Raw genomic sequence first — 17,727 nt, forward strand, 5'->3', positions numbered from 1 at the left:
GTGGCGCCTGCCGCGGACGCCCTCAGACGGCCCCGCAGCCACGTCCGGCACGCGCACCGACCACCCGGAATCCGCGAACCGGCACCCCTCCTTCCTGACACCCCACCTCCCGCGGCACCCCCCGCAAGAGCAGCACCGCACCGCACCACACCGCACCCACCGCGAAACCCATGACGACGCTCCGGCCCGGCAAGAGAGAGGACGCACACCATGACCGCAAGGACCGGTCGGAGACGGCTGCTGCACCTGGCCGTCGCCCTCGACCGCCCCGGGGCGTACGACGCGACCGGCCCCGTGGCGATGGCCCGCCTCGCCGAGCAGGGTGCGCTGGACTTCGTGACCCTCGGCGACTCCTTCGTCCGGCCCGGCCTCGACGCGCTCGCGGTGCTGGCCCGGGTCGCGCCCGCCACCACGCGGATCGGCCTGGTGCCGACGGTGACGACCACGCACACCGAGCCCTTCCACGTCCAGGCGGCGGTGGCCACCCTCGACTGGGTGAGCCGGGGCCGGGCCGGTTGGCAGGCCGAGGTGTCGGCCACCGAGGAGGAGGCCCGGCTGTTCGGACGCCGGCACGCCGTCCCCGTCGACGCGCTCTGGCAGGAGGCCGCCGACGTCGCCGACGTGGCCAGGCGGCTGTGGGACAGCTGGGAGGACGACGCCGAGATCCGCGACGTGGCGACCGGGCGCTTCATCGACCGCACCAAGCTGCACTATGTCGACTTCCACGGCGGCACCTTCTTCGTGAAGGGCCCCTCGATCGTGCCCCGGCCTCCGCAGGGCCACCCGGTGATCGTCGTCGACGCCGCCCAGCCCGCGGCCCGTGACGCCGCCGCACGCCATGCCGACGTGGCCCTGATCCCCGCCACGTCGGGCGCCGAGGCCGCGGCGTCCCGCACCGAGCTGCGGGACGCGGCGCGGGCGTACGGCCGGGACCCGGACACCCTGCGGGTGCTGGCCTCGCTCGCCGTCGACCTGAGCGGTGGCGAGCACTCCGCCGCACGGGGCCACGGCGGTGGCGGACCGCGCCGCACCGCCGACTGCCCCTTCTACCGGGGCGGCCCCGTCGACCTGGCGGAGCTGATGACCGACTGGCACGCCGCCGGCGCCGTCGACGGCTTCCACTTCAGGTCGGCCGAGCCGCACGGTGACCTGGAACGCCTCGTGAACGGCACCGTGGCGCTGCTCCAGCACCGCGGGACGTTCCGCACCTTCTATCCGGGCAGCACGCTCAGGGAGCACCTGGGCCTGGCCCACCCCGCCAACCGGCACGCCCGCGCCGGGGGAGCCGCATGAGCAGCGCGCCGAAGAAGCAGATGCACCTGGCCGCCCACTTCCCGGGCGTCAACAACACCACCGTCTGGTCCGACGCACGCTCCGGGTCGCAGATCGACTTCGCCTCCTTCACGCATCTGGCCGCCACCGCGGAGCGCGGCCTGTTCGACTTCTTCTTCCTCGCCGAAGGGCTACGCCTGCGCGAGCACAAGGGGCGCATCCACGACCTGGACGTGGTCGGCCGTCCGGAGTCCCTCACGGTGCTCAGCGCGCTGGCCGCCGTCACCGACCGGCTCGGCCTCGCGGCCACCGTCAACGCCACCTTCAACGAGCCGTACGAGCTGGCCCGCCGGCTCGCCTCGCTCGACCACCTCAGCGGCGGCCGGGCCGCATGGAACGTGGTCACCTCGTCGGACGCTTTCACCGGCGAGAACTTCCGGCGCGGCGGCTTCCTGAACCGGGCGGAGCGGTACACGCGCGCCGCCGAGTTCGTGGCCACCGCCCGCGAGCTGTGGGACTCCTGGCCGCCGGACGGCCGGCAGCGGCCCTTCGCGCACCGTGGGCAGCACTTCGACATCGAGGGCACCTTCACCGTGCCCCGCTGCCCGCAGGGCCACCCCGTCGTCATCCAGGCCGGCGACTCACCCGAGGGCCGTGCCTTCGCCGCCGCGACCGCCGACGTCGTCTTCACCCGGCACGGCACGCCGGAGGCAGGCCGGGAGTTCTACCGGGACGTCAAGGGGCGGCTGGCCGGACACGGGCGCCGGTCCGAAGACCTGAAGATCATGCCCGGGGTCGGCTTCGTGCTCGGTGACACCGCGGCCGAGGCACAGGAGCGGGCCGCCGAGATCCGGCGGCAGCAGATCTCCCCGCAGAACGCCATCGTCGCCCTCGAGCAGGTCTGGGGCGTGGACCTGTCGTCCTACGACCCCGACGGGCCGCTGCCCGACTTCGACCCCGACCCCGGCGCGACGGTCGTGCAGGGCAGGGTCAAGGGGGCCGACCCGATCGGCACCGCGCGGCGATGGCGAGCCGTCTCCCGTGCGAAGGGCCTGTCGATCCGGCAGACCGTGATCGAGACCACCGCCCGTCAGGCCTTCGTGGGTACCCCCACGTCGGTCGCCGAACAGATGGACGCCTTCGTGCAGAGCGACGCCGCGGACGGCTTCATCCTGGTGCCGCATCTCACGCCCGGGGGCCTGGACGAGTTCGTCGCGAAGGTGGTGCCGCTGCTCCAGGAGCGCGGTGTCTTCCGTACCCGGTACACGGGCACGACCCTGCGTGCCCACCTCGGGCTGCGTGGCCCCGGATCGGCGGCAGCCGGAACCGGCTGAAAGCTGTAAAACTGGCACTCTAGGGGATGATCGAATGTAAGGGCGAATTGCAAGGTCGCGTTCCAGCCATTCGCGGTGGCCGGGCTCGGGCTGTCCTCGATGGCGCTGCGGTCGCGTTCACCGTGACCGCAGCGGGCCGGTTCCGCGGGGCGAGCGAGCGGCCGTTCGCCGTGGTCCGGCCGGGCGGCGCTGGACCGGCACCGGCGGACACGCGGCCTGTGCGGTGCTCCTGCACGCGTGGCAGACGGCCGGAACTGCACGCGTCGGGTGGTTGCGGGGCGGGCGGGCCGCGGTGTGCCGTCTTCGCAGACGGGACGGACGGTAACGGGAGCTTCCGCTTCCGTTGCGTGCGGGTCGCCGGTCGCGCGGCCACGCCGGTCGACGCCTGCCGGGCCGGCCCGGAGCCACGGGTGATGCGGCGTCCGAAGCCCCCGGCTGACCGGGTGTTCGTCGCCGGTCGCCCGACCCGGCGCCCGAAGCCCGCTGTGCCGGTGTGTCCGGGAACCCCTTTGGCCGCCTGCACGTCACACGGTCGGTTGATCACGAGAACCCCGGTGGCGCGCGCAAAGGCGCAGGCAGGCCAGCGGGGCCGGGGTGTTGTCTGCGCGCAGACGGCCGAAAGGCGCCCTTGTGGCCGGGTGCCAGGCGAACAAATACTCCGATCAGCGCTTGTCAGGAGCACGGCGCGTTCGCAATCCGGACACCTCTCCTGATGCGAATGCATCTCCTGGCTGCGCCTCACGGGCCCCAAACCCCACGAAAGCGGGCCCCCGACGTCCCCCAGGAGGGAACGAGCAGTGAGGATCAAGCGCAACACCCCCCGCAGTGGTATTGCAAGACGGACTCGCCTGATCGCTGTTGCCACCGGTCTGGTGGCGGCCGCCGGCTTCGCCGTCCCCGCGGCGCACGCCGCCGACGGCAGCACCTACAGCGCGTCCCAGCTCGCCGTGACGAACGACTCCGTGCTGAAGGCGGACGTCGCCGGCACCGCCTGGTACACCGACCCGGCCACCAAGAAGGTCGTCGTCAAGGCGGACGAGCGAGTCACCGACGCGGACATCCAGAAGATCAAGGAGGCCGCGGGCGCCAATGCGGGCGCTCTCGAGATCAAGCACGTGTCGGGCACCTTCAAGCCCCTGCTCTCCGGCGGAGACACGATCCAGACGACCCAGTGGCGCTGCTCGCTGGGCTTCAACGTTCGCAGTGGCTCCACCTACTACTTCCTGACCGCCGGTCACTGCACCGCGGGCGCAGGCACCTGGTACAACTCCTCGGGCAGCGTGATCGGCTCGACCGCCGGCTCCACCTTCCCGGGCAGCGGTGACTACGGCATCGTCAAGTACGCCTCCGGTGTCACCCACGACGGCACCGTCGGCAGCCAGGACATCACCAGCGCGGCCACCCCGTCCGTGGGCACGACCGTCTACCGTCGCGGCTCCACCACGGGCACCCACAGCGGCCGGGTGACCGGACTGAACGCCACCGTCGACTACGGCAGCGACGGGGTCGTCACCGGCCTCATCGACACCACGGTCTGCGCCGAGCCCGGTGACTCCGGTGGTCCGCTCTACGGCGGCACCACGGCCTACGGCCTGACGTCCGGTGGAAGCGGTGACTGCACCTCCGGCGGCGAGACCTTCTTCCAGCCGGTCACCGAGGCGCTGAGCGCCTACGGCGTCTCGGTGTACTGACGGGCGTCGTGCGCTGACACACGTCGGGTACTGACGGGCGCCGGCACCGTGTGCTGACGCACCCGGTCGATCCGCACGGCCGGTCCACGCGGTGGATCCGACGCCCGTCGAGCCCGGCCCGTCATGCCCGTCACGAAGGAAACGCAGGCCCCCGCACACCCTCGCGGTGTGCGGGGGCCTCTTCTGTGCCCGCGTCCTGCTCGGGCCTGTCCCCGGCGCGTGGCGTCTCGGCGCGTGGCGCATCACGTTTTCGGACAACGACCTGTCCGTCCGTAGGTACCCGTCACATCCCGCTTTACGGTGATGAACCGGTCGCATTTGCCCGGTGCGGCCGATCAAATGGGACCTTTCAGTGGCCGTCTTGGATCCATGGCCGGGCTGAAGGGGTCAATTTTCGGACAGCTGTGACTATCATCTGTCGCCAGGCATCCAGCCGGACTCATCGTTTGCAACGGGAATCGACGTGGTGTGACCACAGCGGGTCAACCCTGTGCATACGCAGCGGACTTGCCGTTCGTTCGACCTGAAGTCGACCTTGTGTGCCGGCTGTGCCCCTCGGAATAGTAGGGGTCACCAACGGGCACGGACGCGGTTTTTTACCGTATGTCGGGTCCGTGCTCGAACGCCTTCCGGTTCCGGGGACCCCACTCCACGGAATCGACCCCCCACAGGAGGACGTGAATTGAAGCACCGACGCATACCCAAGCGGCGTGCCGTCATTGCGGGCGCGAGCGTCATCGCTCTGGTGAGCGCTGGCATCGCCTTGCAAACTGCGAACGCGAGTACGAACACCCCCACCGCAACCCCCGCCACCCTCACCCTGGCCAAGGCCGGAAAGCTCGCTTCGTCGCTGACATCGGACCTTGGCGCGAAGGCGGCGGGCACGTACTACGACGCCCAGACCAAGAGTCTCGTCGTGAACGTCCTGGACGAGGCCTCCGCGCGCACCGCTGAGTCGGCCGGCGCCAAGGCGAAGGTCGTCCAGAACTCCCTCGCCGAGCTGAAGAGCGCGCAGCGGACCATCAAGGGCCACAGCACCCCGGGCACCTCCTGGGTGATGGACCCCGCCTCCAACAAGGTGGTCGTCACCGCGGACCGCACCGTCACGGGCACGAAGCTGGAGAAGGTCACCCAGCTGGTGAAGAGCCTCGGCGGCAAGGCCGAGCTCAAGCAGACCAAGGGCCAGTTCAAGCCCTTCATCGCGGGTGGCGACGCCATCAGCGACCCCTCCATCGGCCGCTGCTCGCTCGGCTTCAACGTGGTGAAGGACGGCGAGCCGTACTTCATCACTGCGGGCCACTGCACGGAGGAGATCACCACGTGGTCCGACTCCAGCGGCAACGTGATCGGTGAGAACGCCGACTCCGACTTCCCCGGCAACGACTTCGGCCTGGTGAAGTACACCGGGGACGTCGAGCACCCGAGCGCGGTCGATCTCTACAACGGCAGCACGCAGTCCATCACCGAGGCGGGTGACGCCACCGTCGGCGAGAAGGTGACGCGCAGCGGTTCGACCACGCAGGTCCACGACGGCACCGTCACCGGCCTGGACGCCACGGTCGACTACGGCAACGGCGACGTCGTGGAGGGTCTCATCCAGACCGATGTGTGCGCCGAGCCGGGTGACAGCGGCGGTTCGCTGTTCGACGGCTCCACCGCGCTGGGCATGACCTCGGGTGGCAGCGGCGACTGCACCTCCGGCGGGGAGACGTTCTTCCAGCCGGTTCCCGAGGCGCTCTCCACCTTCGGCGCCGAGATCGGCTGACCCGGCCGATCACCCTGAGCGGGTTCGGCCGGCGCGGCCGGGAGTGAACCGCTTCGTCCGACCCCCGGTCGCCTCGGCCAGACCGTGGCGACCGGGTGGCCGGACGGCCGGAGTGGTCACATCGACGAAGGCGCCTTTGCCGGTGTCCCGGCCGTGCGTGCCCTGTGCCGTCCGCTGATCCGTACGACCCCCGAAGGGCCGGTCCGTCTGAGACGGGCCGGCCCTTTCGCCTGCCCTGACCTGCGCATGCGGCCGGGACGCGGCGGGCGGGGCATCGACCGTATCGACTCGTACGCACGTTCGAAGTTGGTCTATGGTGGGGGAGGGGGCGAGAGTGGATCGGATCGGAGGTGCGGGTGCCCGGCTTCACGCATCTGCATATCGCGTCCGGGTTCTCCCAGCGGTACGGGGCCTCGCACCCGGAGCGGCTGGCCGAGCGCGCCGCCGAGCGCGGCATGGACGCCCTCGCCCTCACCGACCGGGACACCCTCGCGGGTGCGGTCCGCTTCGGTCGGGCGTGTGAGGCGGCGGGGGTGCGCCCGCTGTTCGGAGTGGAGCTGGCGGTGGCGGAGCAGAGCCGCACGGAGCAGACCCGGTTGGGGCAAGCAGATGCTTTCGGCGGAGAAAGCGCGATAAGCGCCCATACCGGGCGAACGGGTGCGGGTCACGCCACTGCTGCCCGGCGTACGCCGGTGCGAGGCGGCGCTTTCCGGGATGAGTCCGCGCCGCGCGTCACCTTCCTCGCGCGTGAGGGTGCCCTCGGTTGGAGCGAGCTGTGCCGGCTCGTCTCCGCGGCGCACCAGGCCGAAGGCGAGCCGCTGCTCACCTGGTCACAGCTGCCGGCCGAGGGCCTGACGGTGCTGCTCGGGCCCGTGTCCGACGTGGGCCGTGCGCTGGCCGCCGGCCGCCCCGACCGCGCCGCTCGCCTCCTCCGTCCCTGGCGGGAGCTCTACGGCGACGCCCTGCGCCTGGAAGCCGTCTGGCACGGCCGGGACGGCACGGGGCCCGGCTCGCTGCGGCTGGCCGCCCGCACCGTGGGCTTCGCCGCCGACCAGGGCGTACGTCCCGTGCTGAGCAACGCCGTGCGCTATGCCGATCCGGGCATGGGCCCGGTCGCCGACGTGCTCGACGCGGCCCGCCGGCTGGTCCCGATCGACCCCCGCAGGGAACTGGACTGCGGCGAGCGCTGGCTCAAGGGCCCCGCCGAGATGCAGGCCGTGGCCGAACGCGTCATGACGGCCGCCGGCTACCGCCCGGACACCGCGCACCGCCTGCTCGAGCAGACCCGGTCCACCGCAGCGGAGTGCCGCGTCGACCCCGAGACCGACCTGGGCATCGGCTCCGTGCACTTCCCCGAGCCCGCTCTCGTCGGGGCGCGCCGGCGCACCGCCCAGCGCGTCCTGGCCTCCCGCGCCGCCGGGGGCATGGTGCTGCACGGGTATGACCGCCGCCCCGACGCCCGCACCTACTGGGAGCGCCTGCACCACGAGCTGGACATCATCGCCCACCACGGCTTCGCCTCGTACTTCCTCACCGTGGCCCAGGTCGTGGACGACGTGCGGGAGATGGGCATCCGGGTGGCGGCACGCGGCTCGGGCGCCGGCTCGCTCGTCAACCACCTGCTCGGCATCGCGAACGCCGACCCCGTCGAACAGCACCTGCTGATGGAGCGGTTCCTGTCCAAGCGGCGGGCCGTGCTGCCCGACATCGACATCGACGTGGAGTCCGCGCGCCGTCTGGAGGTCTACCGCAGGATCATCGACCGGTTCGGCGCCGAGCGCGTCGCGGCCGTCTCCATGCCCGAGACGTACCGGGTGCGGCATGCGATCCGAGACGTGGGCGCCGCGCTCTCCATGGACCCGGCGGACATCGACCGGATCGCCAAGTCCTTCCCGCACATCCGTGCCCGTGATGCGCGCGCCGCGCTTCAGGAACTGCCCGAGCTGCGCGGACTGGCCGAGGAACAGGGCTGGACGCCGGGCGCGTCCCGGTCGGACGGGCACGGTCCTCACGACCGGTTCTGGAGCCTGGTCGAGGCCCTGGACGCGCTGCCGCGCGGAATCGCCATGCATCCGTGCGGGGTGCTCCTGTCGGACGCGTCGCTGCTCCACCGCACCCCGGTGGTGCCGACCAGCAGCGAGGTCCCGCACGCCGGCCCGGGCGAGGGGGGCGCCCCTTTCCCGATGTCCCAGTTCGACAAGGACGACGTGGAGGAGCTCGGGTTGCTCAAGCTCGACGTGCTGGGCGTGCGGATGCAGTCGGCGATGGCGCACGCGGTCGGGGAGGTCGAGCGGGCCACCGGCGAGCGGATCGACCTGGATGCGGTCGCGGGGGCGGGCGCCAGTGGCAGAGGGGATGAAGAAACGTATCGTCTGGTTCGCTCGGCGGAGACGCTGGGCTGCTTCCAGATCGAGTCGCCGGGGCAGCGCGATCTCGTCGGACGGTTGCAGCCCGCCACCTTCCACGACCTCGTCGTCGACATCTCGCTCTTCCGGCCGGGCCCGGTCGCGGCCGACATGGTGCGCCCGTTCATCGAGGCCCGGCACGGCCGCGCACCGATCCGCTACCCGCATCCCGACCTGGCCGGTCCGCTGGAGGAGACCTACGGCGTGGTGGTCTTCCACGAGCAGGTCATCGAGATCCTGCACATCATGACCGGCTGCGGCCGCGACGAGGCGGACCGGGTGCGACGCGGCCTGTCCGACCCCGAGTCCCAGGGGCGGATCCGGGTGTGGTTCGCCCAGCAGGCGGCCGCGCAGGGCTATGACGCCGAGACCGTCGCCCGCACCTGGGAGATCATCGAGGCCTTCGGCTCCTACGGCTTCTGCAAGGCGCACGCCGTCGCGTTCGCCGTGCCGACGTACCAGTCCGCCTGGCTGAAGGCCCACCATCCGGCCGCCTTCTACGCGGGCCTGCTCACCCATGACCCCGGGATGTACCCGAAGCGGCTGCTGCTCGCGGACGCGCGACGCCGGGGTGTGCCGGTGCTGCCCTTGGACGTCAACCGGTCGGCGGTCGCTCATCATATCGAACTGGTGTCTGATGGCGTGAGGGTGAAAGACGCTCAACACGGGAGCGGAACGGGACCATCTGGACGAAAAGACCAGGAGGCCGCGACGCCCGGTCGCTGGGGGCTTCGGCTCGGGCTCGACGACGTGTACGGCATCAGCGAGGCCGAGGCGGCCCGGATCGCGGACGGGCGGCCGTACGCCTCGCTGCTGGACTTCTGGCAGCGTGCGAGGCCCAGCAGGCCGGTCGCCGAGCGGCTCGCCCAGGTGGGCGCGCTGGACGCGTTCGGCGCCAACCGGCGCGACCTGCAACTGCACCTGACCGAGCTGCACCGGGGCGCGCGGGGCGGCTACGGCCCGCAGCTCCCGCTCGCCGGCGGGCGGCGCACCGCCGGGGCCGGACTGCCCGACCTGAGCGACGCCGAACGGCTCAGCGCCGAGCTGGGCGTCCTCGGCATGGATGTCTCGCACCACCTGATGGACGATCACGCCGCGTTCCTCGGCGAGCTCGGCGTGCTCTCGGCGCGGCGGCTGCGCTCGGCACGGCACGGTGAGACGGTGCTGGTCGCGGGCGCGAAGGCGGCCACCCAGACGCCCCCGATCCGCTCCGGCAAGCGGGTCATCTTCACCACGCTGGACGACGGCACGGGCCTGGTCGACCTCGCCTTCTTCGACGACGCGCACGCCGCGTGCGCGCACACCGTCTTCCACTCCTGGCTGCTGCTGGTGCGCGGAGTGGTGCAGCGGCGCGGACCACGCAGCCTCAGCGTGGTCGGCGCGGCGGCCTGGGACCTCGCCGAACTGCTCGAACTGCGGGCCGACGGGGGCCTGGACGCGGTGGCCGCCCGGCTGGCCGAGCCGTCCGGCCCCGCTCCGGACCGGCCGGACGGCGGCGCCGGCGCGGAACCGCCGGACGGTACCGGCGGGCGGCGCATCCGGATGGGCACGGGATACGAGATGCACCCCTGGGCGGACCTCCGCCCGGCGGGGGAGGGCGCCGACCCCGCGCGGAAACCGAGGAAGCTCTGGCACCAGAGTCCGGGGAGCGCGGGATGACGGCGGCCGCCCCTTGCCCGGGCGTGTTCCATGTGCGCCTGGCGGCGCCGAGGTCAGCTGCCGCGGCCGCGGCGTCGACGCCCGACGCGCTGCCCGGGCTGCTCGAACTGCTCGGGGAGTTCACCCCCGTCGTCCAGGCGCTGCCGCCCGACGCGGCGCTCGCCGACCTGACCGGGGCCGTGCGGTACTTCGACCGGGACGCCGTGCACCTGGCCGCGATGATCCGTGTCCGCGCGCTCGCCCGGTACGGCCTGGACTGCACGATCGGGATCGGTCCTGGGCCGATGGCGGCCGGAGCCGCGGTGCGCGCCGCCGTGCCCGGCGGCACCCTGGCGGTGCCCGGCGGGCAGTACGCCGTCGCGGAGTTCCTGGCCGATCGGCCCGTCACCGCCGTCCCCGGCGTGGGTGCCAAGGCCGCCCGGGTACTGGGCGACTACGGACTCGACACCGTGGGCAGCGTGGCCGCCGCGCCGCTGTCGACCGTGCAGCGGCTGATCGGCGCGCGCGCCGGGCGTGAGCTACGGGACAAGGCGCGCGGTATCGACCGCACCCGGGTGGTGCCGAACGCCGCGGCGCGCTCGATCGCCGCCGAACGGTCCTTCGACCGCGATGAACTCGACCCGTATCTGCATCGGCGCGCCCTGCTCTCGATCACCACCGAGCTGGGGGCGCGACTGCGTGCCGAGGGCCAGGTGTGCCGCTCGCTGACCCTCACCGTGCGCTGCGCCGACCGGTTCGGGCGCGCGCCGACCACCCGTGGCCGGAGGCTTCCCGAGCCCACCGCCCACACGGTCGCCCTCACCACGGCCGGCTACCGGATGTACGAGGCGCTCGGACTGCAACGCGCCCGGGTGCGGGGGATCGCGCTGCGCGCAGAGGGGCTCGGAGCCGCCGATCGCGCCGCCCACCAGCTGAGCCTCGACCCTGCGGACGACAAGGCCCGCAGGGTCGAGGCGGTTGCCGATCGGATCCGGGCGAAGTTCGGCGAGGGGGCGGTGAAGCCGGGGACGCTCGCGGCGTAGCGCCCCAGGGGGCGCGGTGAGCCGACGGGGTTGGTGAGCTGTGGGGCGTTCTGTGTGCGGGAGGGGGTGGGTGCGGCAGGGGTGGCCCCCTGGGGTGGGTGGCGATGTGGCGGGTTCGTTGTGGCTGGTTGCGCAGTTCCCCGCGCCCCTTTTGCGCAGTTCCCCGCGCCCCTCATTGGTGCTCCCGGCCTCTCATCGGGGCCCTCTGGGCGCCGGTGCGCGTCCTCGTTCTGCGGGCGTAACCCTTTCGGGTTGTTCGCGTCCGCCGTTTGCAGTTTTTACTGACGCGTAACTTCAATCCTTTGCTACTCGCGCGTAAGTTAGCGGTCGCGTCGTCAGTCCGTGATCCGGATCACAGGGCATCCCTTTTCTCATCGCCCCCTCGCGTTTCTTCCGTCGCAAGGAGTTCGCACGATGTTGCCCTGGAAACGTGTGTGCCGGTCGCTGGCCGCTGCGCTGCTGCCCGCGGCCCTCCTCGCCGCGTTCACCCCCCTCACCACCGGTTCGGCTGCCGCCGCCCAGACCACGAGCAGCGGCTGGAACGACTACTCCTGCAAGCCGTCCGCCGCCCACCCCCGCCCCGTCGTGCTGGTGCACGGCACCTTCGGCAACTCCGTCGACAACTGGCTCGTGCTCGCTCCGTACCTGATGCAGCGCGGTTATTGCGTCTTCTCGCTGGACTACGGGCAGAAGCCCGGTGTGCTGGGTATCAACGGTCTCGGGCCGATCGCCGAGTCGGCCGAGCAGCTCTCGACGTTCGTCGACAAGGTGCTCGCCTCGACCGGCGCTGCCGAGACGGATGTCGTCGGCCACTCGCAGGGCGGCATGATGCCCCGCTACTACCTCAAGTTCCTCGGTGGCGCCGCCAAGGTGAACACCCTCGTCGGGATCGCGCCCAGCAACCACGGCACCACCCTGGACGGGCTCACCGGTCTGCTGCCGGACTTCCCCGGCGCCGAGGAGTTCCTGACCATGCAGACGCCGGGCGTGGCCGACCAGATCGTCGGGTCGGACTTCCTGACCAAGCTCAACTCCGGTGGGGACACCGTGCCCGGCGTCCACTACACCGTCCTCGCAACCCGCTACGACGAGGTCGTCACGCCGTACCAGTCACAGTTCCTGGTCGGGCCCGACGTGCACAACATCGTGCTCCAGGACCTGTGCGCCGCCGATCTGTCCGCGCATGTCCTGGTGGGCACCGGGGACCTCGTCGCCTTCCACGAGGTCGCCAACGCCCTCGACCCCGCCCATGCCACGCCGACCACCTGCGGATCCACCATCGGCTGAGACCCCCAGCCGGGACACCACGCGATGCGGCGCCGGCGCGCTGGCCGGCGCCGCATCGCGGTGCAGGGGTGGAAGGCGGTGTGACGACGGGTCGGTCCTAGGGCCGGCTGACGTCGTCCGCCGCGTCGGGCCACCAGATCCGGCGGATGTCCCGGCGGACCTCGGGGCGCTCCATGGGCTCGTCGGCCTCGAGGGCCTCGCCGTGCGCGCGGCGCCGACGCTGCCCGACGGGCGTCTTGTGCACGGTGGTACGGCGCATGACGTCCTCCTCGCGTGCCGGGTTCCGCACGGGTGCCGAGATACGACCCGCTGAGCCGGGGTCTCTCATCGGCGACCGGCCGGTGGGTACGCGGTGTCCGGCGGGTCGTGGCGTCCCGTTTTGCGGTTCGGGGCGCCACGACGTGGCCGAATCACCGTGTGCCCTTCGGCGGGAACACTGTGTCTCGGCAGCCTGCCCACAAAACAGCGGTCTAGAACTCGCTGATCTCGAAGACCCCGATGTCGTCGGCCGACGTGCCCTGGGCCGGTGCGGTCTGGTTCAGCGACGCCTCCACCCCGACCCAGCCGTGGAACCCACCGTCGTTGTCGATGATCTCCATCATCGGCTTCACGTGGGAGTTGCCCGTGTAGCAGTACTCACCGCGTGCGTCGGCCAGCGAGGTCCGCCAGTGGTACAGGGTGTCCCGGCGGTCGGTCGACGAGGTGTTCGCGGTGGATATGTAGTACTGCGTGGTGTCCGTGCCGCTGCCCGTCAGACCGCCGACGCACCGGCTGCTGGAGCAGGCCTTCCAGTCACGGTTCCAGAACGGGTTGCCGGAGGCCTCGTCCAGGTACGGCTTGGCGTCGGCGTCGGTCTTCCACAGGTGGTAGTCGTGGTGCAGCCCGTTGCTCCAGTCGGCCGCCGCGATCTGGGCCATGGTGGCGCGCTGGCTCCACTGCGCGTTGCTGCCGTATCCGTAGCCGTAGTTGCCGCCGTAGGAGCTGCTGAGGAAGGTGAGCTTGGCCAGCTTTCCGGGGAGCGGCTCGCTGACGGTCCACTCCTCCCAGCCGTTGCCCGTCCAGTCGATGTGCAGCACCGAACCGCTGACCGTGTAACTGCCCGAGAGATGCTCGGGCGAGCTGGTGGCCTGGTAGCCGTTCGCGGTGAGCACGGTGCAGTTGCGCGCCCCGCAGTCGGAGGCGGCCACACCGGTGCTGCTGCGGGTCACCCTGGTGCGCTGGGTCCAGTGGAAGTGCGACTCGCTGGCGGAGCCGTCGGCGGTCAGGGAGACGGTGCCGAGCCGCACCCAGTTCGTCCGTGAGCCGGTGCTCAGTCCGCCCACCGCGGTCACGAAGCGGTACATCCCCGCCGGAGCGGCGTCCGCGGTCGCCGGTGCCGGAGTGGCGGCCGGTGCCGCCTGGCTGCCTAACACCAGTGCGAGCACCCCGGTGACGATCAGAAACGGAACACGTGACAACACGCGCATCAGCGGCCTCCACGAAGTCGGGTCGACAGTGGGCCCATCGTGCGACCGCGTCAAGCTACGCGGGCGAACATCCCGCGAACAGCGGTCAACGTCTTGGTATCCGAAAGCGTCACCCGGATGTGGAGCGACGCGGCAGGACGCGGGCTCAGCCGAGCTCGCGGACGTACCGCACCTCGGTGGCCGCTATCGCGTAGCCGCACCACCCGTTGATCGCGAGCATGGCACCGTTGTCCGCGTCGTTGCTGGTGAACGCGACCGTGTAGCCCGCCGAACGGGCGCGGTGCAGCGACTCGCTCTTGCACAGCCGGGCCAGACCGCGTCCCCGGAAGGCCCGGGAGGTGCCCGTCATGACGGTGGCGTACTGGGTGCCGGCGTCCGTGCGGGCCAGGGTGAAGGCGGCCGGGCGGCCGTCCACCAGGGCGACGGTGGTCAGTTCGGGACTGGCCAGCGGGTGCCGCCAGGTGTCGGAGAGCCACTGCTCGTACCGCGTGAACTCCACGTCGACATCGCTCGGCTCGTCGGCGATGGTCTCCGCGTCCAGGTCGAACAGCGGCCGGGGGTCGTCGGCGAAGTCGGCGCCGGTCGCCAGCGTGACGTCCGCTGCCGGTGCCGGACGGGGCGGCAGGGCGCCGTCGGTGAGGTCCAGGCGGAGGAAGTGTCCGGCGCGCCGCGGCTGGTAACCCCGTCTGGCGGCGAACGCGCGGTAGCCGGGTTCGTCCAGCACCCAGCTGAAGACGCTGCGTACCCCGTGTGCCGCCAGGTGCTCCTCGGCCGCCCGGACGATCAGCGAGCCCGCGCCCCGGCCACGGCGCTCGGGGTGCACGTACACGTTGGCCATCCCGACGCCGGGCGTCGGGCTGAAGTCGGCGACGGCGGCGGTGGCCGCGCCGATGATCTCGCCGTCCTGCTCCGCGACCAGCAGCACGAAGTGCGCCTCGGGCGCGGCGTGCACCAGGTCGTAGGTGAGGGCGACGGCGTTGCTGATCATGTGCGGGAGGACGGCGCGCCGGACGCGGGCGAAGCCCTCGGCAGCCGCGCCGTCTTCGGGCCGGACGGCGCGGACGATGACGGTCATGGAGTGGCACGGTACGCGCGGCACGGGCCGCGGTGCCTCCCCTTTTCGCGGCGTGCGGGACAATCACCCCCGTGACACTGAAGATCGGCATCGACCAGGACGGCGGGATCGCCCCGTACGAGCAGCTACGCGCCCAGATCTCCGAGCAGGCCCGCTCCGGGGCGCTGCCCGTGGGGTACAAGCTGCCCACGGTGCGTGCGCTGGCGGAATCGCTCGGACTTGCCGCGAACACGGTGGCCAAGGCCTACCGGGTCCTCGAGGCGGACGGCGTGATCGAAACGCGTGGCCGTGGCGGCACCTTCGTCGCCGCTGCGGGAGATGCGGCCCAGCGCGAGGCCGCCGCTGCCGCGCAGTCCTACGCGGATCGCGCCCACCGTCTCGGCCTGTCGGAATCGGCGGCGTCGTCGCTGGTCAGCGACGCATTGCGGGCGGTGTACGGCAGGGCGTGAACCACCCTGCCGCGCGCCTACAGGTACAGGCCGGCGTCCGCTCCGCCCCGGGCGCTCGGTATCGACGCCGGGAGCGCACCCCGCCGTAGCGCGTACAGCTCGGCGAGCGTCGCGCCGTCCCGGCCGACGCCTTCCGGCGTGCCCAGCCAGGCCACCGCCTCCGAACGGGACAGCGGCCCGACCTCGATCCGGGCCAGGCTCCGGCCCGGCCGCACCACCGCGGGGTGCAGTCGCTCCAGGTCCTCGTTGGTGGTGACGCCGACGAGGACGTTGCGGCCCTGGCCGAGCAGGCCGTCCGTCAGGTTCAGCAGCCGGGACAGCGCCTGGCCGGCCTGGTGCTTGGCGTCCCCGCCGATCAGCTCGTCGCAGTCCTCCAGGAGCAGCAGTCGCCAGCGGCCCTTCGCCGTGCCCTCCTCCTCACCGATCGCGATGTCCATCAGATAGCCGACGTCGTGGAACAGCCGCTCCGGGTCCAGGACGCAGTCCACCTGGCACCAGTCGCGCCAGGCGCGGGCCAGGGTGCGCAGCGCCGAGGTCTTGCCGGTGCCGGGCGGGCCGTGCAGCAGCAGGAGGCGGCCGGCGATGTCCTCGGGCGTGATCTTCATCAGGCCGTCCAGCGCTTCGGCGACCGGTGCCGTGTAGTTCTGCCGCACCTCGGCCCAGGTGGCGGCGGCGATCTGCCGGGTGGTGCGGTACGGGCCACGGCGCTGGGAGGCGTACCAGAAGCCCATGGTGACGTTCTCCGGCTGGGGCTCGGGATCGGCCCGTGCGCCGTCCGTGGCAGCCTTGAGGATCTGCTCGGCGAGCTCCGGGTCCCGTGCGGTCACCGAGACGTCCGCACCGCGCTTCCAGCGGGAGACCAGCACGGTCCAGCCGTCGCCCTCGGCGAGGGTCGCACTGCGGTCGTCGTCGCGTGCGGCGCGCAGCACGGTCGCGCCGGGCGGCAGCAACGAGGCGTCCTTGCGGACCCGGTCGATGTTCATGCTGTGTGCGTAGGGCTGCTCGCCCGCCGTGAAGCGGCCCAGGAACAGTCCGTCGACGATGTCCGTAGGCGAGTCGCTGTCGTCGACGGTGAACCGGATCGGCAACGACTCGTGCGGGTTCGAGGGCATGCCGCCATGATCCGGCACGTCCGCACCCCGTGCATCCGGGTTTTCCCGGCGTAGGCCTGAAGCCGCCGCATCCGTCACCGTTTGGCGGCATGTGATGTCCCGTGATGTCCCTCGTTGCCCGGGAGGACACGGCGATCGAGGGAAGCAGGCCGAGCGGCGATCCGGAGCGCGGGCGGGGCGCTCGACGAAGAAGCGGTGGTCCCCGAGCGGGTGCGCGCCGCGCCGCCCATCCGTGCACCCGATGCCCGCAACGCACATCGGTCGGCGTCTTACCACACGAGCCCCACCATCCGACTGTCATAATCAAAGGAACCAGCCGAACGAGTGTCCGTGGTGCGCGGCCCGGCGGTCGGACGGTGTCTGCCCACCCCTGCACGGGCCCCGGCTCAGCCGGTTTCCGGGCGGGCGGCAGGTGGCCTCGTGGTGCCGCGGTGGTCGTCAACACCCTTACGAACCAGGTGAATCGTGCGACCGGGATACACGAGTGTCCCCGTGGGGCGATAGGGTTTAACCTGCCCAGGCCGGGTGCCCCGTACGGCGGGCGATCGTGACGAGGGTACGGTGCGCGGATGAGGGTACGGTGCGCGAGTGACGGTGGGAAAGAGACGGTGGGGAGTGACATGGAACGGATAGTGCGCAGCAGGGCGCGCGTACCCGCGGTGAACTGCGGGAGCGGCGCAACCAGCTCGCGTCTTGATCGGCATCTCGCCGTGCTGGGCGGCCCCGCCGCCGCACAGCACGAGACGGCCGAAGCGACGTCGCTGATGCGCGAGATCACCACACACGACGCCACACGGCACAGTCGTGGCCGGACCGAGCGGGTCTCCCTGCTCGCGCCGCTGCGCCGACTGCGCCGCACGCTCTTCGGCGGCCGCTGACACCACCGGAAGACCCGGTGCCGCCCACCGGCACCCGTCCGCCTCCCCGGTGCGCACGGGCCGGGCGCCCGCCCCTGCCGCACCGGCCTGCGGTCTGCCCTGCGAGCGCTTCGAACGACCCTCTTCTCCGCCACGCCACGGTCTCTGTCCCTTGCGCACCAGCATCTCTTGCGCACCAGCCCCCGCCGCTGAGCCCCGCACCCTCACCCGCGCGTCCCCACCACGCCGGCGCTCGTCACGCGCCCGCCCCGCGCCTGCGCACCACGCGCGCTCGTACACCTGTCGCACCCGGCGCCGCTACCTGCCGCACCG

The 17,727-nt window shown here is 72.0% G+C and carries 13 protein-coding genes; 9 read left to right on the forward strand and 4 right to left on the reverse strand.

Annotated elements, in window-relative coordinates; all coding sequences use genetic code 11:
* Positions 1-210: 210 nt before the first annotated feature.
* The 7 genes from NQO67_RS26180 (at position 211) to NQO67_RS26210 (ending at position 12,435) form a co-directional block, all read left to right on the forward strand.
* Entirely contained in the window at positions 211-1,293 is a 1,083-nt protein-coding gene (locus tag NQO67_RS26180; RefSeq protein ID WP_255952727.1) for an LLM class flavin-dependent oxidoreductase, read from the forward strand.
* Complete coding sequence (locus tag NQO67_RS26185) at positions 1,290-2,606, forward strand: NtaA/DmoA family FMN-dependent monooxygenase (RefSeq protein ID WP_255952729.1); 1,317 nt, start codon at positions 1,290-1,292, stop codon at positions 2,604-2,606. Before NQO67_RS26180 ends, NQO67_RS26185 begins: the two co-directional genes overlap by 4 nt.
* Before the next feature lie 797 nt (positions 2,607-3,403).
* A complete protein-coding gene (locus tag NQO67_RS26190; protein WP_255952730.1) occupies positions 3,404-4,297 on the forward strand; it encodes a S1 family peptidase in 894 nt (297 codons plus the stop codon).
* 682 nt (positions 4,298-4,979) lie between these two features.
* The gene (locus NQO67_RS26195) at positions 4,980-6,062 is read left to right on the forward strand and encodes a S1 family peptidase (protein ID WP_255952731.1); all 1,083 of its coding nucleotides are present in this window, start codon (positions 4,980-4,982) and stop codon (positions 6,060-6,062) included.
* Between the two features lie 356 nt (positions 6,063-6,418).
* Positions 6,419-10,126, forward strand: coding sequence for a DNA polymerase III subunit alpha (locus NQO67_RS26200; RefSeq protein ID WP_255952732.1), 3,708 nt, complete (start codon positions 6,419-6,421; stop codon positions 10,124-10,126).
* Complete coding sequence (locus tag NQO67_RS26205; RefSeq protein ID WP_255952733.1) at positions 10,123-11,148, forward strand: DNA polymerase Y family protein; 1,026 nt, start codon at positions 10,123-10,125, stop codon at positions 11,146-11,148. Before NQO67_RS26200 ends, NQO67_RS26205 begins: the two co-directional genes overlap by 4 nt.
* A gap of 414 nt (positions 11,149-11,562) precedes the next feature.
* The gene (locus tag NQO67_RS26210; protein ID WP_255952734.1) at positions 11,563-12,435 is read left to right on the forward strand and encodes an esterase/lipase family protein; all 873 of its coding nucleotides are present in this window, start codon (positions 11,563-11,565) and stop codon (positions 12,433-12,435) included.
* Between the two features lie 97 nt (positions 12,436-12,532).
* Here NQO67_RS26210 and NQO67_RS26215 read toward each other — a convergent pair whose 3' ends face one another.
* From NQO67_RS26215 to NQO67_RS26225, 3 genes are all read right to left on the reverse strand, one after another.
* Complete coding sequence (locus tag NQO67_RS26215) at positions 12,533-12,694, reverse strand: hypothetical protein (protein WP_255952735.1); 162 nt, start codon at positions 12,692-12,694, stop codon at positions 12,533-12,535.
* Positions 12,695-12,905: 211 nt separating this feature from the next.
* Entirely contained in the window at positions 12,906-13,901 is a 996-nt protein-coding gene (locus NQO67_RS26220) for a hypothetical protein (protein WP_255952736.1), read from the reverse strand.
* A 145-nt stretch (positions 13,902-14,046) separates the two neighbouring features.
* On the reverse strand, positions 14,047-14,976 hold the full coding sequence (locus tag NQO67_RS26225) for a GNAT family N-acetyltransferase (RefSeq protein WP_255952737.1): 930 nt from the start codon (positions 14,974-14,976) through the stop codon (positions 14,047-14,049).
* 71 nt (positions 14,977-15,047) lie between these two features.
* Here NQO67_RS26225 and NQO67_RS26230 point away from each other — a divergent pair, with 71 nt between their 5' ends.
* The gene (locus tag NQO67_RS26230; protein ID WP_255952738.1) at positions 15,048-15,425 is read left to right on the forward strand and encodes a GntR family transcriptional regulator; all 378 of its coding nucleotides are present in this window, start codon (positions 15,048-15,050) and stop codon (positions 15,423-15,425) included.
* A gap of 17 nt (positions 15,426-15,442) precedes the next feature.
* Here the strand turns inward: NQO67_RS26230 and NQO67_RS26235 are convergent, their stop codons facing one another.
* A complete protein-coding gene (locus NQO67_RS26235; protein WP_255952739.1) occupies positions 15,443-16,537 on the reverse strand; it encodes a DUF5925 domain-containing protein in 1,095 nt (364 codons plus the stop codon).
* A gap of 620 nt (positions 16,538-17,157) precedes the next feature.
* Here NQO67_RS26235 and NQO67_RS26240 point away from each other — a divergent pair.
* Entirely contained in the window at positions 17,158-17,415 is a 258-nt protein-coding gene (locus NQO67_RS26240) for a hypothetical protein (RefSeq protein ID WP_255952740.1), read from the forward strand.
* The last annotated feature ends 312 nt before the right edge of the window (positions 17,416-17,727 follow it).

Source organism: Streptomyces odontomachi (assembly GCF_024435355.1).
GTDB classification, from domain to species: domain Bacteria; phylum Actinomycetota; class Actinomycetes; order Streptomycetales; family Streptomycetaceae; genus Streptomyces; species Streptomyces odontomachi.

Coding starts and splice junctions, on each gene's coding strand:
- NQO67_RS26210 (WP_255952734.1), top strand. CDS start 11,563: ATGTTGCCCTGGAAACGTGTGTGCCGGTCGCTGGCCGCTGCGCTGCTG.
- NQO67_RS26235 (WP_255952739.1), bottom strand. CDS start 16,537: ATGCCCTCGAACCCGCACGAGTCGTTGCCGATCCGGTTCACCGTCGAC.
- NQO67_RS26225 (WP_255952737.1), bottom strand. CDS start 14,976: ATGACCGTCATCGTCCGCGCCGTCCGGCCCGAAGACGGCGCGGCTGCC.
- NQO67_RS26215 (WP_255952735.1), bottom strand. CDS start 12,694: ATGCGCCGTACCACCGTGCACAAGACGCCCGTCGGGCAGCGTCGGCGC.
- NQO67_RS26180 (WP_255952727.1), top strand. CDS start 211: ATGACCGCAAGGACCGGTCGGAGACGGCTGCTGCACCTGGCCGTCGCC.
- NQO67_RS26220 (WP_255952736.1), bottom strand. CDS start 13,901: ATGCGCGTGTTGTCACGTGTTCCGTTTCTGATCGTCACCGGGGTGCTC.
- NQO67_RS26205 (WP_255952733.1), top strand. CDS start 10,123: ATGACGGCGGCCGCCCCTTGCCCGGGCGTGTTCCATGTGCGCCTGGCG.
- NQO67_RS26185 (WP_255952729.1), top strand. CDS start 1,290: ATGAGCAGCGCGCCGAAGAAGCAGATGCACCTGGCCGCCCACTTCCCG.
- NQO67_RS26240 (WP_255952740.1), top strand. CDS start 17,158: ATGGAACGGATAGTGCGCAGCAGGGCGCGCGTACCCGCGGTGAACTGC.